The 19,719-nt window shown below is 67.3% G+C and carries 16 protein-coding genes; 8 read left to right on the forward strand and 8 right to left on the reverse strand.

The window, feature by feature from the left end:
- The first annotated feature begins 104 nt into the window (after positions 1-104).
- Genes KLK06_RS39335 through KLK06_RS39345 form a run of 3 tightly spaced genes read left to right on the forward strand, consistent with a single transcriptional unit; the run spans position 105 to position 2,873 of the window.
- Positions 105-950, forward strand: coding sequence for a peptidoglycan-binding protein (locus KLK06_RS39335; RefSeq protein WP_214640755.1), 846 nt, complete (start codon positions 105-107; stop codon positions 948-950).
- A 55-nt stretch (positions 951-1,005) separates the two neighbouring features.
- Entirely contained in the window at positions 1,006-1,896 is an 891-nt protein-coding gene (locus KLK06_RS39340) for a peptidase inhibitor family I36 protein (protein WP_214640756.1), read from the forward strand.
- 35 nt (positions 1,897-1,931) lie between these two features.
- Entirely contained in the window at positions 1,932-2,873 is a 942-nt protein-coding gene (locus KLK06_RS39345) for a SpoIID/LytB domain-containing protein (RefSeq protein ID WP_214640757.1), read from the forward strand.
- A gap of 44 nt (positions 2,874-2,917) precedes the next feature.
- On the opposite strand, the gene KLK06_RS61895 is transcribed toward KLK06_RS39345, so the two are convergent.
- The 8 genes from KLK06_RS61895 to KLK06_RS39385 form a co-directional block, all read right to left on the reverse strand.
- Positions 2,918-3,595 (reverse strand): NBR1-Ig-like domain-containing protein, encoded by a 678-nt coding sequence (locus KLK06_RS61895; RefSeq protein WP_214640758.1) that lies wholly within the window; start codon positions 3,593-3,595, stop codon positions 2,918-2,920.
- Positions 3,596-4,212: 617 nt separating this feature from the next.
- Complete coding sequence (locus KLK06_RS39355; protein ID WP_250906713.1) at positions 4,213-4,674, reverse strand: NUDIX domain-containing protein; 462 nt, start codon at positions 4,672-4,674, stop codon at positions 4,213-4,215.
- A 184-nt stretch (positions 4,675-4,858) separates the two neighbouring features.
- Positions 4,859-5,848 (reverse strand): LysR family transcriptional regulator, encoded by a 990-nt coding sequence (locus KLK06_RS39360; RefSeq protein ID WP_214640760.1) that lies wholly within the window; start codon positions 5,846-5,848, stop codon positions 4,859-4,861.
- Positions 5,845-6,597: an SDR family NAD(P)-dependent oxidoreductase gene (locus tag KLK06_RS39365; RefSeq protein ID WP_214640761.1), complete on the reverse strand. Its 753-nt coding sequence runs from the start codon at positions 6,595-6,597 to the stop codon at positions 5,845-5,847. The genes KLK06_RS39360 and KLK06_RS39365 overlap by 4 nt, the downstream gene beginning before the upstream one ends.
- A complete protein-coding gene (locus KLK06_RS39370) occupies positions 6,594-7,355 on the reverse strand; it encodes an SDR family NAD(P)-dependent oxidoreductase (protein ID WP_214640762.1) in 762 nt (253 codons plus the stop codon). Before KLK06_RS39370 ends, KLK06_RS39365 begins: the two co-directional genes overlap by 4 nt.
- 193 nt (positions 7,356-7,548) lie before the next feature.
- Positions 7,549-9,024 (reverse strand): UxaA family hydrolase, encoded by a 1,476-nt coding sequence (locus KLK06_RS39375; RefSeq protein WP_214640763.1) that lies wholly within the window; start codon positions 9,022-9,024, stop codon positions 7,549-7,551.
- 280 nt (positions 9,025-9,304) lie between these two features.
- Positions 9,305-10,234, reverse strand: coding sequence for a LysR family transcriptional regulator (locus KLK06_RS39380; protein WP_214640764.1), 930 nt, complete (start codon positions 10,232-10,234; stop codon positions 9,305-9,307).
- 75 nt (positions 10,235-10,309) lie between these two features.
- On the reverse strand, positions 10,310-11,542 hold the full coding sequence (locus KLK06_RS39385; RefSeq protein WP_214640765.1) for an ROK family transcriptional regulator: 1,233 nt from the start codon (positions 11,540-11,542) through the stop codon (positions 10,310-10,312).
- A gap of 283 nt (positions 11,543-11,825) precedes the next feature.
- Here KLK06_RS39385 and KLK06_RS39390 point away from each other — a divergent pair, with 283 nt between their 5' ends.
- The 5 genes from KLK06_RS39390 (at position 11,826) to KLK06_RS39410 (ending at position 19,687) form a co-directional block, all read left to right on the forward strand.
- Positions 11,826-12,707: a carbohydrate ABC transporter permease gene (locus tag KLK06_RS39390; RefSeq protein ID WP_214640766.1), complete on the forward strand. Its 882-nt coding sequence runs from the start codon at positions 11,826-11,828 to the stop codon at positions 12,705-12,707.
- A gap of 9 nt (positions 12,708-12,716) precedes the next feature.
- Positions 12,717-13,664, forward strand: a complete 948-nt coding sequence (locus tag KLK06_RS39395; protein ID WP_214640767.1) for a carbohydrate ABC transporter permease — start codon at positions 12,717-12,719, stop codon at positions 13,662-13,664.
- A gap of 31 nt (positions 13,665-13,695) precedes the next feature.
- Positions 13,696-15,045: a sugar ABC transporter substrate-binding protein gene (locus KLK06_RS39400; RefSeq protein ID WP_214640768.1), complete on the forward strand. Its 1,350-nt coding sequence runs from the start codon at positions 13,696-13,698 to the stop codon at positions 15,043-15,045.
- Between the two features lie 63 nt (positions 15,046-15,108).
- A complete protein-coding gene (locus KLK06_RS39405) occupies positions 15,109-17,298 on the forward strand; it encodes an alpha-galactosidase (protein ID WP_214640769.1) in 2,190 nt (729 codons plus the stop codon).
- Positions 17,299-17,344: 46 nt separating this feature from the next.
- Positions 17,345-19,687, forward strand: coding sequence for a glycoside hydrolase N-terminal domain-containing protein (locus tag KLK06_RS39410; protein WP_214640770.1), 2,343 nt, complete (start codon positions 17,345-17,347; stop codon positions 19,685-19,687).
- Positions 19,688-19,719 lie beyond the last annotated feature (32 nt).

Consider the following 19,719-nt stretch of genomic DNA (forward strand, 5'->3'; position numbering starts at 1 on the left):
CGGACAGGCTGACAACACCGATCTTCTTGCGGACATGTGAGCAAACCGAAACCTTGGATTCCGCCGCACAGGAATCGCCTCCAGCCCCTGAACCAGGAGTATCGATGAAGTTGCCCGCATACGCCGCTGCCCTCATGCCGGCCGTCCTGTTCGCTTCGCTGATTGGAGCGTACGGGGCGTCGGCGGCACAGGCGGCCGACGCTGGGGCCCTTCCGAGCGTGAATATGGAAGCCACCCTCAAGGCGGCCCAGATCGACCCGCGGCGGCCCGACAGCACCCTGACCCCGGGCGCCAAGGCCAGCGTGCTCCTGGTTGAGCAGGCGCTGCGTGACCGGCAACTCCTCGACGCGAAGTGGGTCGACGGGTACTTCGGCAGCACAACGGTCACCGCCTTCGCCAAGTATCAGAAGTCTCTCGGCCTCACTGGTCTCGACGCCAACGGCCTGCCGGGCAAAACGTCGCTCACCAAGCTCGGAACCGGCCGCTTCAAGGTCACCAACGTCATCGACTCGGGCGCCCGGGTGTCCACCGGCGGTTTCGTCATCAACACCCGCACTCGAAGCATGCTGGCCGAGGCGAAGCGGCTGCTCGGCCGCAACCTCAAGCTGGATCAGGGTTCGTACAACCCCGGCGGCGACCCCACGTCCGCCGGCACCCACGACGGCGGCGGCGTCGTCGACATCTCGGTCGAGGGGATGAGTTCCGCCACCCGGACCTCGGTCGTTCGCACGTTGCGCCTTGTCGGCTTCGCGGCATGGGTGCGTAACCCCCAGCAAGACGACTGGCCGTGGCACATCCACGCCGCTGCCATCAGCGACCCCGCCCTCGCCGGCCAGGCCCAGCACCAGATCGGTGACTACTACCTCGGCCTGAACGGGCTCGCCGGCCGTGGCCCGGACGACGGCCCGAAGGTGACCATCCGCACCTGGGAGGAGTACCAGCGTCGCTGACTCCACCCAAACCCAGGCTCCGCTGACCATCCGAAACGCACAGAAGGAGAACAGCATGACAACTCTCACCAGGATCCTCGCCGCGACGACCGCCGCGATGGCGCTCGGCGGAACCGTACTCGCCACCGCAGCACCCGCCTCGGCCGCGAGCCGCGACGGCGTCTGCGACACCGGCGAGTTCTGCTACTACTTCAACAGCAACAACCAAGGATCGGTCTCCGACTTCACCGGATCGATCAGCGACTACGACACCGCACAGCCCACCTGCTACGACTTCAAGGGAGCCGGCGAAGGCAAGGGCAAATGCATCAAGAACGCCGCCGCCTCCGTCTGGAACCGCAGTAGCAAGCCCGTCCGCGTCTACTTCAACACCGGCTACACCGGCACCTACCAGGACTTCGCCGCAGGCGCCAAAGGCAACCTGAACGCCACCCTCAAGAACCAGAACGCCTCGCACCAGTTCAGCCCGTCATCATCGACGCGCACCAACATGTCGTTCGCGCTGTACGGGGCCAGCGGCGGCATCACCTGCGGCTTCGACGGTTACACCACCACCTCCGGCCGGCACGAAGGCATCGACATCGCCCGCGCCGTGGGCTCGAATGTTCGCTCCCTGGTGACGGGCCAGGTCATCAACGTCGCACGCGGCGCCACCGGCAGGGCGGGACTTTCCACGATCGCCATCTACATCGCCTCGGTGAACAAGACGGTGATCTACCTGCACTCCGCTCCGCTGTCCTCCTTGCGCGTGGGCCAGCAGGTCACCCGCGGCCAGGTCGTCGCCACCGAGTCGTGGCATGGGGTGTCGACCAAGGCATCCGCGCACACCCACGTCGAGATGCGCCCCGGACGGGTCACGCTCGCGGCCAAGAGCGTCGGCGACCCGAACCTGCAGAACCCGAACCCGACCTCGTTCTGGAACTCCCAGGGCTACAACGTCCGATAACGAACCCTGACCGCTGACAAAAGAGGAAGACACCTGTGCCTTCACGAACTGTACGGCTGCTCTCGGGGCTCACCGCGACGATGGCGCTCGGCGGAACCATGCTGGCCACCGCGACGCCCGCCTCGGCGGCCAGCCGCGACGGCGTCTGCGACTCCGGCGAGTTCTGCTACTACTTCAACAGCAACAACCAGGGATCGGTCTCCGACTTCACCACATCGATCCCCGACTACTCCACTACGCAGCCCAGCTGCTACGACTTCAAGGGCCCCGGCGCGGGCAAGGGCAAGTGCATCAAGAACGCCGCCGCCTCCGTCTGGAACCGCAGCAGCAAGAAGGTCCGCGTCTACTTCAACACCGGCCTCACCGGCACGTACCAGGACTTCGCTCCAGGTGCCAAGGCCAACCTCAACTCCACTCTCAAGAACCAGAACGCCTCGCACGAGTTCCTGGGTAGCTCCCTACCGCCGACCCAATGCAAGACCGACGGCACGGACAGCAAGCTGCCCACGACGATCCTCGTGTACCGCGAGTCCCTCAAGCGCGTGGAGCGGGTGGACTTCAAGACCTACGTCAAGAACGTCCTGCCCAACGAGTGGGTGACGACCTGGCCGAGCGAGTCCCTCAAGGCCGGGGCGATGGCCGTGAAGAACTTCGGCTGGTACTGGGCGCTGCACTCAGCCAGCAAGACGCCCAGCGGCCAGTGCTTCGACGTCTACGACCACACGTCGAGCCAGGTGTACAAGCCCGGCTCCGCGAAGGCGGTGACGAACGCCGCGGTGGACGCCACATGGGGCACCCGGCTGACTCGCAATGGGAAGATCTTCCGCGCCCAATACTGCTCCACGACGACGGCGTGCGGCAATTGGGTCAACGGGGACTGGATGTCGCAGTACGGCTCCCGCGATAAGGCCAATGCGGGCTGGAGTTACTCCAGAATCCTCAAGAACTACTACACGGGGATCGTAATCGGCTCCTGACCCCCCTAACTCTGGTTCCCCGCCGTGTCATGCGCGGCGGGGATTCAGAGTTCCTCGACGATGATCTGGAAGTTGATCGGCCGGCTTCCGGGGAAGACGACCGTTCCCGAAGCGTCCACCATCTTGAATCGCACGTAGCACAAGCCCGGCTTCCTCGGCGTGGTGATGTCAGTCCGAATGTCGACCATCTCGCCGGGTTGCGTGTCGTTGATGGGCACGTCGGAAATGGTCTGGCATTGATCGGCTCGCTGCGTGACGTCGAGGCGCCGCAGCGAATATCCCTTCCACGGCACGGTCCCGGCGTTCTTGAGCCGCCATACCTTGGTCATGGTCTTGCCGGCGCCGACGCGCGTGCAGTCGGGCAGCGTGACGTCCGCGATGAACACGGCCGCATCGCCCTCGTGCAACGGCAGCGCCGGAGGCGGGTTGGTCGAACGCACCGGGCAACCAGCGGGGGACAGCGCGGCAATGGATGGGCTACCGGTCGGGTTCAGGCTGTGTCCGTCGGGCGTGGAGTCGCGATTGACGACGGTCACTAGGAGAACCACGGCCCCGATGGTGACGGCCGCTGTTGCGAACGCGGCCGGGCGGATAAACCGCAATCGCCCTCTGCTCCCCCGCGCAGGGACACCGCCCGCGATCTCGTCGGGCGACAGCCCGGGCACGGATGCCGAGGTCTCGTCGGCCGACCGGAGCGCTTGTGACCCGATGGCGAGGTGCACGGTACGAAGTTCCACGGCGCCTGTGGCGGAGGCTGCGAGTCCATCAGACGTACGGTCCACCGAGGTGTCCACGCGGATGGAGGAATCCCCGGCGCTCGCCGATCTGACCGCCAGGTTCGCTCTCTCCCAGCGTTCGCGGTACGCGGCCGGGTCCGCGTTACACGCCTTAACGAACTCGACAGTGGTCTCCCAACTCGGGAGCCGGTTACCCTTCGTGGCTTCGTGCAACGTCGTGTGAGAAATCGCCCCTGAACGGCCGGACATCTCACGGAAAGGTGGGTTGCCGACTACGTTACGCAATTCCCGCAGAGTCGCCGCAAAGTCCTCGATTGTCTCTGCACGTGCACGCCTGTCGTCCACCGTGTGAAGGTAACAGCACCCACGGTCTTCACTCAACTCAAACCGGTATCTGCGCGAAGCCAGGCGAGATGCGACCCGTCCCGGACTCACTCCGTTTGGATGCGCGCGAGCACCTGATACGGCATAATGCCGGGCGGCATTCTTGTACATTTCATATGCGGGCAACACATGACAATAGGACACGATTCGATAGTGGGCGGCATTTAGCACTGCGACTTTTCATCCTTGTCGAACGTGCCCAGCTCGGCGCATGAAGGTCAACCGCGAAGTAGCTCCGTGAGCGGCCCGTGCACGTCAACGGGGTACAGGTTCAGCTGCTCGAACTCGGCGACCGTCGCCCACCGGAGTTCAAAGCTGTTGTCCGGCCCGTCCTCCGTAGCCTCCTGGCCGGAGAGTGACGGGACGCCGTCGACGTCACGCATGAGGAAGTAGAAGGCCGGGCGGCCATTGTGTGAGCCGGTGAAGAGCAGCCGGTCGATCGTCGCGGTGAGAGTCGTCTCCTCACAGAGTTCACGAACTGCCGCGTTCTCTGGCGACTCGCCATCCTCCACGTGGCCTCCGGGAAGAACCGCGTAGTGGTGCCCGGGACACGCCGTCCCCCGCCAGCCCGCGGCATCACACATGACGCAGGTGACGCCGGGGCTGAGCCGGAGGAACCGCTTGATGACCAGGACTCGGATGCCGTCGACGACCACGGCGACCGCTCGGGGGATCGGCATGAAATGGATCATACGATTCAGCCCAGCGGAGTCGAATGACTCTGCCGACCGTCGTCGTAGAGCCGGGCGACCGATCCGGCGAGCATGACCAGCTCGCCGTCACAGGGCCGCCCCGCCATCCTGGCGTAGGCATGGATACCGACGTTGAAGGACAGTGCGGCGCCGCGCAGGGAGGCGGTGACGGTTAGTTGGGGATGGCTTGTACGCCAGGGGGGAGTTGGGCCCGTTCCTGGGCGTCCAGGAAGGCTTTGACGACTGCGGTGTCCGACCGGCGTCTGGTCCAGAAAAGGGCGACTTCTCGGTGGGCAGTGGGAGAGTCGATGGTGCGGATCGCGAGACCTTCGGTGCTGGTGGTCTCCAGAGCGAGGCGGTTGATGACGCCGATGCCGAAGGCGGAACGGACCAGTGCCACCAAGGTCGCCGGCTGGTCGGTGAGGTAGGCGATGTCGGCTCGTCCGGCCTCGTCGCCGAGGGTGTTGCGCAGGTCGAATCCGCCGCCGTCGTCCTCACTGCCGGCCGGATTGCCGATCAGTGGCCGCTGCAGGATGTCATCGACGCTGACCGAGGTCTTCTGGGTAAGGGGGTCCTGGTCACGCAGCACGGCGACGATGTCCTCGCGCCAGATGGTCCGATGGCAGAGCGTGGTCTCGTGCATCTTCGGGAGCAGCGGCCGGAACGCGAGGTCGACGGCCCCGCTGACGACCATTTCCTCCAGTGTCGAGGCGGTTCCCTCGTGGAGCTCGATCGTGAGGCCCGGGTGTTTCGCCGTCAACTCCCGCAACACCGAGGGAAGGTACGTCGAGCTGACGCTCGGGTAGCTGCCGATCTTGATGTGCGCGACGAAGTTGTCGAGCGTGCTGCGGGCGGCCTCGATGCCGCGTTGGAGCTCGAGGAGGGCGTTCAGGGCGTGTCCGCGGAACAGCTCACCCGCCTCGGTCGTACGGATGGGGCGGGCCTTGCGATCGAAGAGGGTCACTCCGAGGGCATGTTCCAGGGCCGCGATGTGGGCGCTGACTCGCGACTGCGACAGATGCAGGACAAGGGTGGCGGCGCCGAATCCGCCTTTGTCGGCCACTGCGAGAAAACTGCGCAACCAGGCGGTCTGCAGCGACATGGCGTCCCGCGGATCGCGTGGGACGAGGTCGACGACCTCGTCGGCGGGGCCGGGGCTCATGCCGCTGTCATCCCTCCGTCGAGGACGAGCGCGGCTCCGTTGACGAACCGGCCCTCGGGCCCCGCGAGGAAGGCGACCATGGCCGCGATCTCGTCGGGTGCCCCCATGCGGCCGTCCAACTGCCGCTCCGCCATCGCCGCGCGGGCCGCTGCGGGATCCGGCGCGTCCGCGAGGATCTTCCCGATCCACTCGGTCTCCACGGTTCCGGGGCAGATCGCCACGCAGCGGATTCCTTCGCGTGCGTGGTCGACAGCGACCGCTCGGGTGAGGCCGACCAGCCCGGCCTTGGACGCGCAGTAGGCCGCCCGGCGAGCCAGCCCGACCTGACCGCCCACGGAGGCGATGTTGATGATCACGCCGCTGCCGCGGTCGAGCATCAACGGCAGGGTCGCCCGGATGGTGAGGAACGGTCCGGTGAGGTTCACCGCCATGACGCGATGCCAATCAGCGTCACTCGTCTCTAGGACGGTCGCGGCCAGGCCGATCCCAGCCACGTTCACCAGCACTTCCGGGGCTCCGACGGTGACAGCGATCTCCCGGGTCACCGACCCCACGGCCAGGGGGTCGCACAGGTCGACGGTGAAGGGGTGCGCCAGGCCACCGGCCTGCTGGATCAGGGTGCCCGTCTCGATGAGACCGGTGATGTCGAGATCCATCATCGCGATCTCGTAGCCCTCGCGGGCCAGGCGTAGAGCGGTGGCGCGGCCGATGCCGGAAGCCGCGCCCGTCACCACGGCGAGGGCGCTCATGAGTACGCCGTTCCGGGCAGCGAACCGTCCATGGCGTATCCGCCGTCGACGTCCAGGCAAGCGCCTGTGGTGTAACACGCCTCTTCGGACGCGAGGTAGGCGATGGCGGAGGCCACCCACTCGGGCGGCGCGATCTTCCCCAGTGGGATCTTCGCCGTCAGAGAGCTGACGATCTCAGGGGTGTAGATGGGCTCGCTCATCTTGGTCCGGGTGGCGCCCGGGCGTACGCAGTTGACGGTGATGCCGTGGGGAGCCAACTCCGAGGCCATCGTACGGGTCATCGCCTCGAGCCCGCCCTTGGTCGCCGTGTAAGGCGCGGCGTTCGGCTCGGAGACCACGGCGTGGACCGAGGAGACGTTGACGATGCGGCCAGGCGTGCCGTGATCGACCATGATGCGGGCGACGGCCTGGCTCAAGAAGAAGACCCCGGTCAGGTTCACCGCGATGACGCGATCCCAATCGGCCCTTGAGACCTGAAGAAAGGGTGCGATATGCAGGATTCCGGCGACATTGGCCAGCACGTCGACCTGCTGGAACTCCCCGCGTAGATACTCCTCCAGCGACCGCGCCGCATCCAGGTCCGCGACGTTCAGCTCGAGCGGGCGAAGGCGCCCCTCTTCGTGGTCCGGCCACGGCTGGGTGTGCTGCAGATCGACCGCTACCACCGTGGCTCCCTCGCCCAGAAGCCGAACCGCTGTCGCCCGGCCGATGCCGGAGTCGGCGCCGGTGACGACGGCGACCTTCTCGCTGAATCTCATGCGATGACCTCTCGTGAAAACGGAAGGGGGTCGGCGTCGCGCCGCAGTACCGCCCCTGCCGGCGGCCACCCCACATCACCCGCGGCGTCGACCCGAAGCCCATCGGGGATACCAGAGAGTGACGAGGTGTCCGCGAAGACCCGCACGTGCCACAGCGGTCCCTCGCCCAGCGTGGCCTGGCCGTGCCAGAACGTCATACTACGGCTCCCAGCCGCCACGGCACGATCTCCTCGGTGCCGAACCCGAGCGCCTCGGACTTGCTCGGTGTGCCCGATGCCATGTCCACCAGGGTCTCGAACAGCAGGATTCCATGGCGGATCTGGTCGTCCCGCGACATCGCCGGGCCGGCGTCGACGTCCATGTCGGCGCGCATGCGCTCGTACAGCCGGGTCGTCGTGCTGATCTTGAGACAGGGGGTCGGGCGCGACCCGAAGACCGATCCTCGGCCGGTCGTGAACGCCAGCAGGTTGGCCCCGCCGGCGACCATGCCGGTGGCCGAGACCGGGTCGTAACCGGGAGTGTCCATGAAGGTCAGCCCCGCGGCGGTGACCGGGGCGGCGTAGGCGACGACGTCGTTGAGCGGGCTCGTGCCGCCCTTCAGGACCGCACCCAGCGACTTCTCCCAGATCGTGGTGATGCCACCGTCCCGGTTGCCCTTGGAAGGGTTGTTGTCCAGCTCCGCGTCATTGCTCGCCGTATAGGCCTGCCACCAGGCGATCAGTTCGTCGATCCGGTGGGCGACCGCGGGCGCGGCGGCCCGCTCGCGCAGCATGTGCTCCGCACCGTAGATCTCGGGGGTCTCACCGAGGATGACCCGGCCGCCGGCGGCTACCAGCAGGTCAGCCGCCACACCCAGTGTCGGGTTGGCCGTCAGACCCGAGTAGGCGTCACTGCCGCCGCACTGCAACCCGAGTATCAGCTCGTCGACCGGAATGGGCTCCCGCCGCAGGCCGGCGAGCTGCGACGCCATCGCCGCGACAGAGTCCAAGGCGGCGTTGACGGTGGCGGCCGTACCGCCCAGGTCCTGGATGGTGAGGGTCTCGACGGCCAGGCCGTCTCCGAAGACGTTCTCCGGCTGGTTGATCTCGCAGCCCAGACTGACCATCACCACTCCGGCGATGTTCGCGTGGCCGGCGTACCCACGCAGAGTGCGGCGCAGGATGTCATCGCCGGCGGTGCCCTCGGCCATACCGCAGCCCAATTCGTGGGTGAGAGCGATGACCCCGTCCAGACCAGGTGCTCCGACCTGGGCGTTCGCGGCATTTGCCACCATCCGCGCCACTGTCGAGGAGCAGTTCACCGTTGGCAGCACAGCGAGGTAGTTACGGGTCGCGGCCCGGCCGTCGGGTCTGCGATAGCCGAGGAAATGGTCGCGCGTCGGGACGGCCGGCGCGGACCACAGCGATGGCTTGGAAGGGACCTTCGCGAGGCCGAGGCTCTGTGGCCCGACCCCGAGATTGTGCAGGTGAACGTGGGCGCCGGGCGGGATGTCCCGCAGCGCGATGCCGATGACCTCGCCGTACTTGCGGACGGCCGCCCCCTTGGCGACGGCGCGCACAGCGACCTTGTGGCCCGCCGGGATGTCGTCGATCGCGGCGACGACACCATCGGCCACCTGTACGAGCGTCCCGCGGCTGAGCTGCTCACGGACGAGCCCTACGTCATCCACGCCTTCCAGCGGAACCAGAGGGACAGCGACATCGGCCGGCATCGGTGCGGTCATCCAAGATCCAGCCAATGCGCGAACATGCCGAACCGGTAATCCGGAAATCGTTCAAGACCAAATTCAGAGGCTGTCACGCACGTCACCCTAGAGTCCGAGGCGACGCCAGATGAAGCGCGAATAACAGAACGACGCCATCCGTCCCACGAATAGTCGCCGACCAGATCCGGAATCCGAATGGCGCCCATTCGTAAAATGCATCCGCCGTCCGGACGACGCCGGCCTGCTAAGCGTTCTGCGGAACCGGTGAGGTGCCGTGCGGGATGGGTGAATCCACGACGAGGTCGATGAAGGCCTTCGAGGCACGAGTGAGGGGTCGCTCGCTGTGCCACCAGACGCCGACATCGCGATGGCGATGCAGGTCGAGGATCGGACGGCTCTCCAACCCGTCCGTCCGGACCATGGCCGCAGCGAGCAGGTTGACCACGCCGATGCCCAGTCCGGCGCGGACCATCGCGGCGAGCGTTGTCGGCTGCTGCGAGACCGTTCCCATCGGCACCTCGACGTAGCTGGCGTGCAGGGCGGCTTCGGCCTCGTAGCCGAGGGAGTCCTGGAGGGGGTTGCCGATCGTGATGACGCGGTGCGAAGCGAGTTGTTCCAGCGCCACGGCCTCCTCGGACAGCAGCGGATGCCCGACCGGGAGAAGCACCACGAACGGCTCGCGCCACAACGGGCGGTACGTGAGCGCGTGGTCGACGGGCTCAGGGCGCAGGGGGCGCAGCGCGACGGTGACCCGGCGGTCGTAGAGCGCGGTCTCGATCGACTGGACATCGCCGTCGAGGATGCCGATTTCGAGGGCCGGATGCCGGTCGCGAAGCGCCTGCACCACCGCGGGCAGGAATGCCGAGCTGGCGCTGGCGAAGCTCGCCACCTTGAGCAGCCCGGACAGCTGGTTCTTGCTGTGGCGGTGGCTGGCGAGCTCGTCCACGGCCGCGAGGACGGCACGTGCTTTCGGGAGCAGAGCCCGCCCGTCCTCGGTCAGCGCCAGCGGGCGCACGCGCCGTTCGATCAGCGTGCAACCCAGCGCACGCTCCAGGTTGGCCACGTGGGCTGACACCCTGGGCTGCGAAAGCGGGATCGCCTCGGCCGCCCGGGCGAAGCTGCCGGTGTCGACGACTTCGATCCACGTCTTGAGCCAGACGAGTTCTAGAGACATGGCGTCCTCCACATCCGGCCGCGGCCCCGGACCGAGCCGCTGAGCAGGGCATTCATCGTCGCATGCCGGCTGCCTTCACGAGTGCGCGGCCAGGGTCCCGTCGAGCATCGAGCGGATGACCGACGCGGCCGAGCCTCGCGCCCAGTCCTCGAAGGTGTGCGGCCGCGCGATGATCTTGCATTCACGGGCCGAACCGAATGCGTGCTCGTCGAACGCTTCGCGCACGCGACGTTCGAACAGGTCGTAGTTGGTGACCGACTCGCCGGCCACGAGGATGACGCCCGGGCCGACGAGGTTGGCCATGGTGGCGAGGGCGAGTCCGATCATGGAGCCGGCTCGTTCGAACACCGCGCGCGCCTCGACGTCGCCGGCTCGAGCAAGCGCGACGGCCTCCCGCATGGTCATCAGCGGGTCGTTCTTGGCGGTCCGGATGGCATGCACGACGGCGCTCGACGAAGCGACGGTCTCCACGCATCCGCGGCGCCCGCAGGTGCAGAGCAGGTTGCCGGGTGCGAGTGGGAGATGGCCGATCTCGCCGGCGACCCCGTGATCTCCTTCGACGACATCGCCGTTGACATACAGGCCGCAGCCGATGCCGGCGCCGATCGTCACGATCGCGAACGAGCCGGAATCAACCCCGATGCCGAACCACTCCTCCGCGATGGACAGCGCCAGCACATCGTTGTCCACCACGACCGGCAGCTGGCACTGCTCGTGGACGAGATCGCGCAAGGGCACCGCTGACCAGTTCAGTCGCGGCGAGTTGCGGACGATGCCGGTGGCCTTGTCGACGTCGCCGGAGACCGCCACGCCGACGCCGACCACTCGCTCGGCGTCGGGGCCCAGGCGGTCCAGAAGCTCGTGGACGACGCCGGCCACGCTCTCCACGACCGATGGTGGCGCCGTGCTGGCCAGGGGCCGGTGGATCGAGTGGAGCACATTCGCGCGCATCGTGGTGGCGACGCCGAAGATCTCGTCGACGCGGACGGTGATCCCGATGGCCAGGCGCGCCTCCTCCTGGACGCTGATCGGTTGCACGGGGCGGCCGGGCGTGGACGACCGGCGGTTGTCATGAGTCGAGATCAGGCCCTGCTCAGTGAGCCGCGCTACGGCCTTCGTGACCGCCCCCTGGGACAGCCCCGTCCGGCGGGCGACCTCGATGCGGGGGATGGGGCCGTGCTTGAGGATCTCGGCCAGGACGGTCGTCACAGCGGGTGAGTCGTGTGAGGACCCCAGCTCCGAGCTCGGCGAGCCGCCGGCAGGCACACCGGGTACGTCGTCGCCGATGGTGCGAGGTGGCTCGATCATCACAGCGCCTCTCTGCGCCGCCATGGACGGCCTGGTCGACGGCTTCAAGGAACTTTATTTCTTCCAGAAACTATATCAACGGCGCGTTAACGCTGGGTTCCAACGTCCAGCTCAGATCATTACTTGACACTGGAATGTAATGAAGCCTATCGTCACCGACCACCGCCGGCTTCTGATTCCGACCGACGGCACCGCCCTAGGGCGAAAGGTCAAGGGAGACTCCATGTCGATAATGGTGAGACCCAGGCCAGGAGGGCGTGAACGCGCGTACCGCCGGGCAAAGTTGCGTAACCCATCGCATCGCAACGACTGGCGGCTCGCGTTGCTGCTCATAGCGCCGGCCGTAGTGGGCTTCGCGGTGTTCGCGGTCTACCCGACTGTGCGGGGCGTTTACCTGAGCTTCACCGACTTCCAGGTTCTGAGCCCGCCGAAGTGGACCGGCCTGGACAACATCCGCACCCTGCTCGACGACGACATGTTCTGGCACTCGCTCCGCGTGACCTTGTATTTCGTGGTGCTGTCCGTGGTGTTCGGCCTCCTCATCTCGCTGATCACAGCCGTCGTCCTGCACCGGCTGACCAAGTCGACAGTGGTCCGCGGGCTGGTCATCCTCCCGTTCCTCATCTCCGGTGTCGTCGCGGCGCTCGTCTGGCAGTGGATGCTCGACCCGCAGTTGGGGATCGTCAACGTCCTGATCGAGAGCGTCACCGGCAAGCCGATCAAGTTCCTCGGGTCACAGGAGTGGGCGATCCCGTCGATCGCGCTGATCAGCGTCTGGAAGTCGATGGGCTACAGCACGATCCTCATCGTCGCCGGACTGCAGACCATCCCAGGCGAGGTCTACGAGGCAGGGCGCCTGGACGGGGCGAGTGAGTTCCAGATGTTCCGGCGGCTGACGGTGCCGCTGCTGCGGCCGATCATGGCGATGGTGGTCGTCCTCACCGTCATCAGCTCGTTCCAGGTGTTCGACATCGTGCAGGTGACCACCAAGGGCGGACCGGCCGACGCGTCGAACGTCCTGCAGATGTACATCTACGACAAGGCCTTCAACCAGTTCGACTTCGGCTACGCGGCGACGATGTCGCTGTCCTTGTTCGTGATGCTCATCGTCATCACCTTCATCCAGCTGCGCCTGCTGCGCGCGAACGAATCCGACACGAACTGAGGCCGAGCCATGACCACGACTGCCATGATCGCTAGCGAGGGGCGGGCCGCCACGCACGCGGCGGCGCCGCCTGGCGGCGGAAGGCGACTCTCCATCGGCCGGGCGGTTGCCTGGGTGTACATCGCAGGCTTTCTGCTGGTCACGATCTTCCCGTTCTACTGGATCGTGCGCACCGCGCTCTCCAACAACTTCGCGCTCAGCACCGACCCGGCGTCGATGCTCCCGGTCGGCTTCTCGTTGGGCGCCTTCGAGCGGGTCTTCGGCCTGACCAGCCAGGCCGAGGCGCTCGCGCAGGGCGGATCCGGCGCCTCGCTGGACATTCCGCTCTTCGTGCGGAACTCCGTGATCTACTCGGGGCTGCTCACGTTCCTCGTCGTCACCTGCTCGACGTTCGCCGCCTACGCGTTCGCCCGGCTCCAGTGGCCAGGGCGGAACCTGGTGTTCTCCATCCTGCTGGCCGGCCTGATGGTGCCGGGCATCTTGATGCTGCTGCCCAACTTCGTGCTGATCAACGACCTCGGGCTGGTCAACACCTTCACCGGCCTCATGCTGCCCGGCGCGCTCTTCTCCGCCTTCAACATCTTCTTCCTCCGGCAGTTCATGCTCGGGCTCAGCAGGGAGGTCGAGGAGGCCGCGCTGATCGACGGTGCCGGACCGTTGAAGCTCATGTTCCGGATCACCCTTCCGATGATGTCCGGTCCGCTCACCACCCTGTCCGTCCTGACGTTCATCGGGACCTGGAACGACTACTTCTGGCCACTGCTGGTCGCCAACGATCCGCAGGTCAGGCCACTCACGCTGGCGCTCGGCGTATTCCAGCAAGCATCACCGCAGACGCAGCCCGACTTTGCCGGCCTGATGGCCGCGACGCTTGTGGCCGCGGTGCCGATGTTGCTGCTGTTCGTGATCTTCGGAAAGCGAATCGTGAACTCCATCGGCTTCAGCGGGATCAAGTGACCCTGCAAGGCAGCAACAAGAGAGGCACCTCATGAGAACCAGAAAGATCGCTGCCGCAGCAGCCGGCGTTACTGCCCTGCTCACCCTCACCGCCTGCGGTGGCGGCGCCGAAAGCGGCAGTGCCGCAAGCGGCAGCACCACCGTCAACTGGTGGACCTGGTCTCCCGACCAGGCCGCCGCTTACACCAAATGCATCCCCGCGTTCGAGAAGGCCAACCCGAACATCAAGGTCAAGATCACCCAGTACAACGTGAGCGACTACTTCACCAAGATCACGAGTGGTTTCGTCGCCCACAACGCGCCTGACGCCTTCCAGAACAGCGTGACCTTCTTCCAGTCCTACGCGAACCAGCACCAGCTCCTCGCCATGGACGACCTCATCAAGCAGTCGAACTACGACCTCGGCGTGTTCGCCGCGGGGGTCGACCTGTGGAAGTTCACCGATGGCAAGCAGTACGCCCTCCCGCTGGACTGGGCGGCCAGCGCCCTGTACTACAACAAGGCCCTCGTCACCAAGGCCGGACTGACGGACAAGGATCTGCAGAACCTCACCTGGAATCCTGCGGACGGCGGCAGCTTCCTGTCCGTGGTCAAGCGGCTCACTGTCGACAAGAAGGGCGTCCGCGGCGACCAGCCGGGCTTCGACAAGGAGCACGTCGCGGTGTACGGGGTCGGCGCCATGGCCTCGGACGACAACCTCGGTCAGACGACATGGGGCTCGTTCGCCGCCAGCACCGGCTTCCAGCTCACCGACAAGCCCAACTGGCCCGGCCAGTTCAACTACGGCGACAAACGCTTCATCGCCACGATGGACTTCATGCGCAAGCTGTCCGACGACGGTTACGCACCCGAGCTCGGCCAGTTCACCACCGGCCAGGCGGACCAGATCGGCTCGGGCTCCGTGGCGATGGTGTCCGGCGGCTCGTGGGACGCGGCCTCGCTGGCGAAACTGCCCGGCCTCAAGCTCGGCATCGCCCCGGTGGTGAAGTCGCCCGACGGCACTCGTTCGCTCATCAGCAACATGAACGGCAACAACATCTGGTCCGGCACCCCCCACCCCCAGCAGACCTGGAAATGGGTCTCCTACATGGGCTCGAAGGAGTGCCAGACGACGGCCGCCACCTTCAACGGCTCGTTCTTCCCGTCCATCGCCGCCTCCATGCAGGCGCTGGTCGACTCCTCGGCCAAGAACGGCCTCGACCTGTCCCTGTTCGGCGAGTACCAGGCCAAGGGCGCGCTCTTCCCGGCGCCGGCCTACAACAACGGCGCGGCGATGGAGTCGAAGATCAGGCCACAGTTCGAGGCGTTCTTCATGCACCAGGTGAACGACGAGGTGTGGCCAGCCCTTCAGAAGCAGACCGCGCAGATCATCTCCGGCTGACACCGGGCCGGCCCAGATCGGCCGCAGCCGATTTGGGCCGGCCCACGAGCACACGAAGGAAGCATGTCTACGACAGAACAGCCGGCGCCCATCGTTCACCTGCGTGGCGGCTCAACCAGCTTCATCGTGGAGATCTCCGCGCCAGTGCCGCGAGTGCTGCACTGGGGCGCGGACCTCGGCGAGCTGTCCGCCGCCGAGCTCGACACGGTCCGCGTGACCGCCGTCCCGAGCGTCACCCACAACTCGACCGACACACCACGCCGGCTGAGCGTTCTCCCGACCGAAGCGGACGCCTGGTCGGGCACCCCGGGCATCGAAGGACGGCTCCGGTCGACGGGCATGCCCTATCCGCGCTTCGACCTCGTCGGCCACACCGTCGAGGAGGATGGCTCGGCTCTCGTGATCGCACTGCGGTCCGGCGAATTCGGCCTCACCGTCCACCTGCGGTACGCGCTCGACGAGCACGGCATCCTCGCGACCAGCGCTGATGTCACGCGCATGAACGTCGATGATCAGCAGGCCGCCGACGTCTTCGATCTCTCGGCGCTCACGATCATTCTCCCGCTGCCCGAACGGGCCGTGGAGCTCGTGGACTTCACGGGCAAATGGTCTCGGGAACGCAGTCCGCAGCGCACCGACATCCCGTTCGGGACCCACCTGCGTGAGAGCCGCCGGGGGCGGCCGTCGTTGGACTCCCCGTACCTGCTGTTGGCCGGGACGAGGTCTTTCGGCTTCCGTACCGGGGAGGTGTGGGGGCTGCACGTCGGCTGGAGCGGGAACCAGCGCTATTACGTGGAGCAGCCGCCGGAAGGAGCGGGCGCGCATCGGGCGGTCCTCGGCGGCGGGGAACTGCTGCTGCCCGGGGAGGTCGCACTCGGCGCAGGCGACTCCTACCGCACCCCGACGCTCTACTTCGCCTGGTCCGACCAGGGGATGGACGGCGTGGCCGGCCGTTTCCACGACATGCTCCGGTCCCGGCCGCAACACCCGGCCGGCCCACGGCCCCTGGTGCTCAACACCTGGGAGGCCGTTTACTTCAACCACGACCTCGAAACCCTCATCGACCTCGTCGACCGTGCCGCGACGGTCGGTGTGGAACGCATCGTCCTCGACGACGGCTGGTTCCTCGGGCGCCGCAGCGATCGGACGGGCCTGGGTGACTGGTTCGTCGATCCCGAGGTCTGGCCGCAGGGGCTGTCGCCGTTCGTCGAGCGGGTCCGTTCCCACGGTATGCAGTTCGGCCTCTGGTTCGAACCCGAGATGATCAACCTCAGCTCACGCCTCGCCCAGGAGCATCCGAGCTGGGTACTCGCACCGGCCGCGGGCGCCGGCCCCGCCTTCCGGCACCAGCATGTCCTCAACATCGCGGACGAGGACGCGTGGCAGTTCCTGTTCGACCGCATCGACGCGCTCGTGTCCGAATACGCGATCGACTACATCAAGTGGGATCACAACCGCGAACTGCACGAGGCCGGCCGCCGGGACGCCGGTGGGCGAGCCGGCGTCCGGGCGCAGACCGAGGCGCTCTATCGGCTCCTCGACGCACTCCGGACCAAGCACCGCGGCCTGGAGATCGAGTCGTGCGCGAGCGGCGGCGGCCGGATCGACCTGGGCATCCTGCAGCGCACCGATCGCGTCTGGGCATCCGACTGCAACGATCCGGTCGAGCGGCAGCAGATCCAGCGCTGGACCGGGCAGCTGGTCCCGCCTGAGCTCATCGGAACCCACCTCGGAGCCGCCGAGGCCCACACGACGAACCGCGTCACCTCGCTGTCGTTCCGCCTGGCCACGGCCTTGTTCGGGCACGCGGGCATCGAGCAGGGCCTGACCGCGTGCGACGACGACGAGCTGGGGACGATCCGGGCGTGGGCGGATCTCTACAAGGAACTGCGGCCGCTGCTGCACAGCGGACGCGTCGTCCGAGCCGATGTCGCCGACGAGCAGACACTGCTGCACGGCGTCGTCAGCCAGGACCGACGCGAGGCCGTGTTCAGCTGGGCTCGGCTCGGCACCTCGCCGGCGATCCAGGCCGGCCGGGTGCCGTTGCCCGGCCTCGATCCCGGACGCAGCTATCGGCTGCGGCTGCGTACCGAGATCGGAGCACCGGTGCTGCACGAGTACGCCCCGGAATGGCTGGCCGCCGCGGAGCGGGGCACCGTGACGCTGAGCGGACACGTCCTGGCGCGGCTCGGACTGCTCATGCCCACGCTGCAGCCCCAGCAGGCGATCGTCCTGCAGCTTGACGCCGCCTAGACCGGCATTGACCCTGGACCGGCACGACCCTGGAGAGTGAGCGACCATGCCTCTGGCCGGCACCGACCACCTGAGCGACGACAGCCCGCCGGCGCCGGCCGATGCCGGCGAGCTGTGGTACCGCGCGCCCGCGACTCGCTGGTTCGAGGCCCTCCCCATCGGCAACGGCCGCCTGGGCGGGATGGTCTACGGCGGCACCGACGCTGACCGGATCCAGTTGTCCGAGTCGACGGCCTGGTCCGGCGCGCCATCCGACAACGATGTCAGCCCTACTGGACTCGACCAGCTCGACCACATTCGGGCGCTGCTGTTCGCCGGCGAGCACGCGCGGGCGCAGAAGTTGACGGCCGAACACCTGCTGGGCCGCCCCACATCGTTCGGCACCAATCTCCCGCTGCCGGAGGTCGTGATCGAGCACAACGACGGCGGCCCGGTCCAGGACTATCGCCGCGGCCTGAGTCTCACCGACGGCGTCGTCCGGTCGGCCTTCACCCGCCGCGGCATCCGGTACACGACCGAAGCGTTCGCCTCGCATCCCGCCCGGCTGATCGCCTACCGTCTCGAAGCCGCCACGCCGGGCGCCGTCAGCCTCCAGGTGTCCGTCGGCGAGGGCGTCTTCCCGCTGGCGACAAGGATGGAGAACGAGGATCTCGTACTGTCCGGGCGAGCGGTCGAGACGCTGCACAGCAACGGCCGCGACGGCGTCGATCTCACCATCCGGATCAGGCTCCTGCACGACGGCGGGACCAAGACCGCCACCGGTGGGCGGCTCCTGCTCGACGGCGCCGACTCGGCGACCATCCTCGTCGCGATCGGGACGAGCTGGCAGTACGGTCAGCCGGACGAGGACGCCCTCGACCCGCTGGACGCGGCCGCGTCGCGGAGCTGGCCGGAGCTCCGGGACGCCCACCTCGCGGACGTCTCCGAGCTGATGCGGCGGGTATCGATCGACCTCGGCAGCACCGGCCCAGACCTCCGGGAGCTGCCGACCGACCAGCGTCGCGACCGGCTGTCCGCCGGCGAAGAGGATCCGGAGCTGGTCGCCCTCTACTTCCAGTACGGCAGATACCTCACCATCGCCGGATCGCGGCACGACTCGCCACTTCCCCTGGCGCTACAGGGACTCTGGAACGACGGCCTGGCCAGCAGCGCGCCCTGGACGAACGACTTCCACCTCGACATGAACACCCAGCAGAACTACTGGGCTGCCGAGGCGACCGGCCTCGGCGAATGCCAGGAACCCCTGCTCCGCCTCGTCGAGAACCTCCGGCTGCACGGCCGCGACACCGCCCGCCGGCTCTACGGCGCACGTGGATGGGTCGCCCACACGGTCACCAACGCCTGGGGCTACACCGCGCCCGGATGGGGCACGGGTTGGGGACTGAATGTCACCGGCGGCGCCTGGATCGCCATGCAGCACTGGGAGCGGTGGGAGTACGGCCGGAACGTGCAGTTCCTCCGCGACCGCGCCTACCCGGTGATCAAGGAGGCCGCCGAGTTCTTCCTCGACTACCTCGTCCCCGAGCCTGATCACGGCTGGCTCGTCACCGGCCCGTCCGACTCGCCGGAGAACTGGTATCTCACAGCCACCGGAGAGGAATGCTCGGTGTCGATGGGGTCGACCTGCGACCGCGTGTTCGTCGACGCGATCTTCCGGATGTGCGTCGAAGCCTCCGAACGGCTGGACCTCGACACCTCACTCCGCGAACGGGTCCGCGAGGCGCGCCGGCGACTCCCGCCGTTCCAGATCGGACGCCACGGCCAGGTGCAGGAGTGGCTGATCGACCTCGACGAAGCAGTGCCCAGCCACCGGCACACCTCACACCTGATGGCGCTCTACCCGGAGCGGCAGATCACTCCACGGGGCACCCCCGACCTCGCCCGCGCGGCCCGGGTGACCATCGAGCGCCGCGAGGCGGCGCCCGGATGGGAACAGACCGAGTGGGTCGAGGCCAACCTCGCCGTCTACTTCGCCCGGCTGCTCGACGGCGACACCGCCTGCCAGCACATCCGCAGCCTCATCGCGGACACCAGCGAGGCGAACCTGCTGTCCTTCTCCGCCGGCGGCGTCGCCGGCGCGGCCCAGAACATCTACTCCTTCGACGGCAACGCCGGCGGCACGGCGGGCATCGCCGAGATGCTCCTCCAGTCCGACGGCGAAGAGATCGAGCTGCTGCCCGCACTCCCATCCGCGTGGCCCAGCGGATCGGTGCGCGGGCTCCGGGCCCGCGGCGGCCTCGAAGTCGACCTCAGCTGGACCGGTGGTCACCTGGACCACGCCACCGTTCGGGCACCTGGGCCCGTGCGGACACGCGTTCGCTACCGGGACGACGTACATCTCTGCCAGGTCCGGCCCGGGAGGCCGTACCGGATCGCTCCGGTTCGCTGACCGACGGCAAGATGGCCACCCTCGGCTCGTCC

Origin of the sequence: Nonomuraea sp. NEAU-A123 (genome assembly GCF_018603905.1) — a bacterium.
Taxonomy (GTDB): Bacteria; Actinomycetota; Actinomycetes; order Streptosporangiales; family Streptosporangiaceae; genus Nonomuraea.

Excerpts from the sequence above, each read along its gene's own strand:
- KLK06_RS39385 (WP_214640765.1), bottom strand. The coding sequence starts at position 11,542 with ATGATCGAGCCACCTCGCACCATCGGCGACGACGTACCCGGTGTGCCT.
- KLK06_RS39340 (WP_214640756.1), top strand. The coding sequence starts at position 1,006 with ATGACAACTCTCACCAGGATCCTCGCCGCGACGACCGCCGCGATGGCG.
- KLK06_RS39405 (WP_214640769.1), top strand. The coding sequence starts at position 15,109 with ATGTCTACGACAGAACAGCCGGCGCCCATCGTTCACCTGCGTGGCGGC.
- KLK06_RS39410 (WP_214640770.1), top strand. The coding sequence starts at position 17,345 with ATGCCTCTGGCCGGCACCGACCACCTGAGCGACGACAGCCCGCCGGCG.
- KLK06_RS39395 (WP_214640767.1), top strand. The coding sequence starts at position 12,717 with ATGACCACGACTGCCATGATCGCTAGCGAGGGGCGGGCCGCCACGCAC.
- KLK06_RS39380 (WP_214640764.1), bottom strand. The coding sequence starts at position 10,234 with ATGTCTCTAGAACTCGTCTGGCTCAAGACGTGGATCGAAGTCGTCGAC.
- KLK06_RS39355 (WP_250906713.1), bottom strand. The coding sequence starts at position 4,674 with ATGCCGATCCCCCGAGCGGTCGCCGTGGTCGTCGACGGCATCCGAGTC.
- KLK06_RS39335 (WP_214640755.1), top strand. The coding sequence starts at position 105 with ATGAAGTTGCCCGCATACGCCGCTGCCCTCATGCCGGCCGTCCTGTTC.
- KLK06_RS39365 (WP_214640761.1), bottom strand. The coding sequence starts at position 6,597 with ATGAGCGCCCTCGCCGTGGTGACGGGCGCGGCTTCCGGCATCGGCCGC.
- KLK06_RS39370 (WP_214640762.1), bottom strand. The coding sequence starts at position 7,355 with ATGAGATTCAGCGAGAAGGTCGCCGTCGTCACCGGCGCCGACTCCGGC.
- KLK06_RS39360 (WP_214640760.1), bottom strand. The coding sequence starts at position 5,848 with ATGAGCCCCGGCCCCGCCGACGAGGTCGTCGACCTCGTCCCACGCGAT.
- KLK06_RS39400 (WP_214640768.1), top strand. The coding sequence starts at position 13,696 with ATGAGAACCAGAAAGATCGCTGCCGCAGCAGCCGGCGTTACTGCCCTG.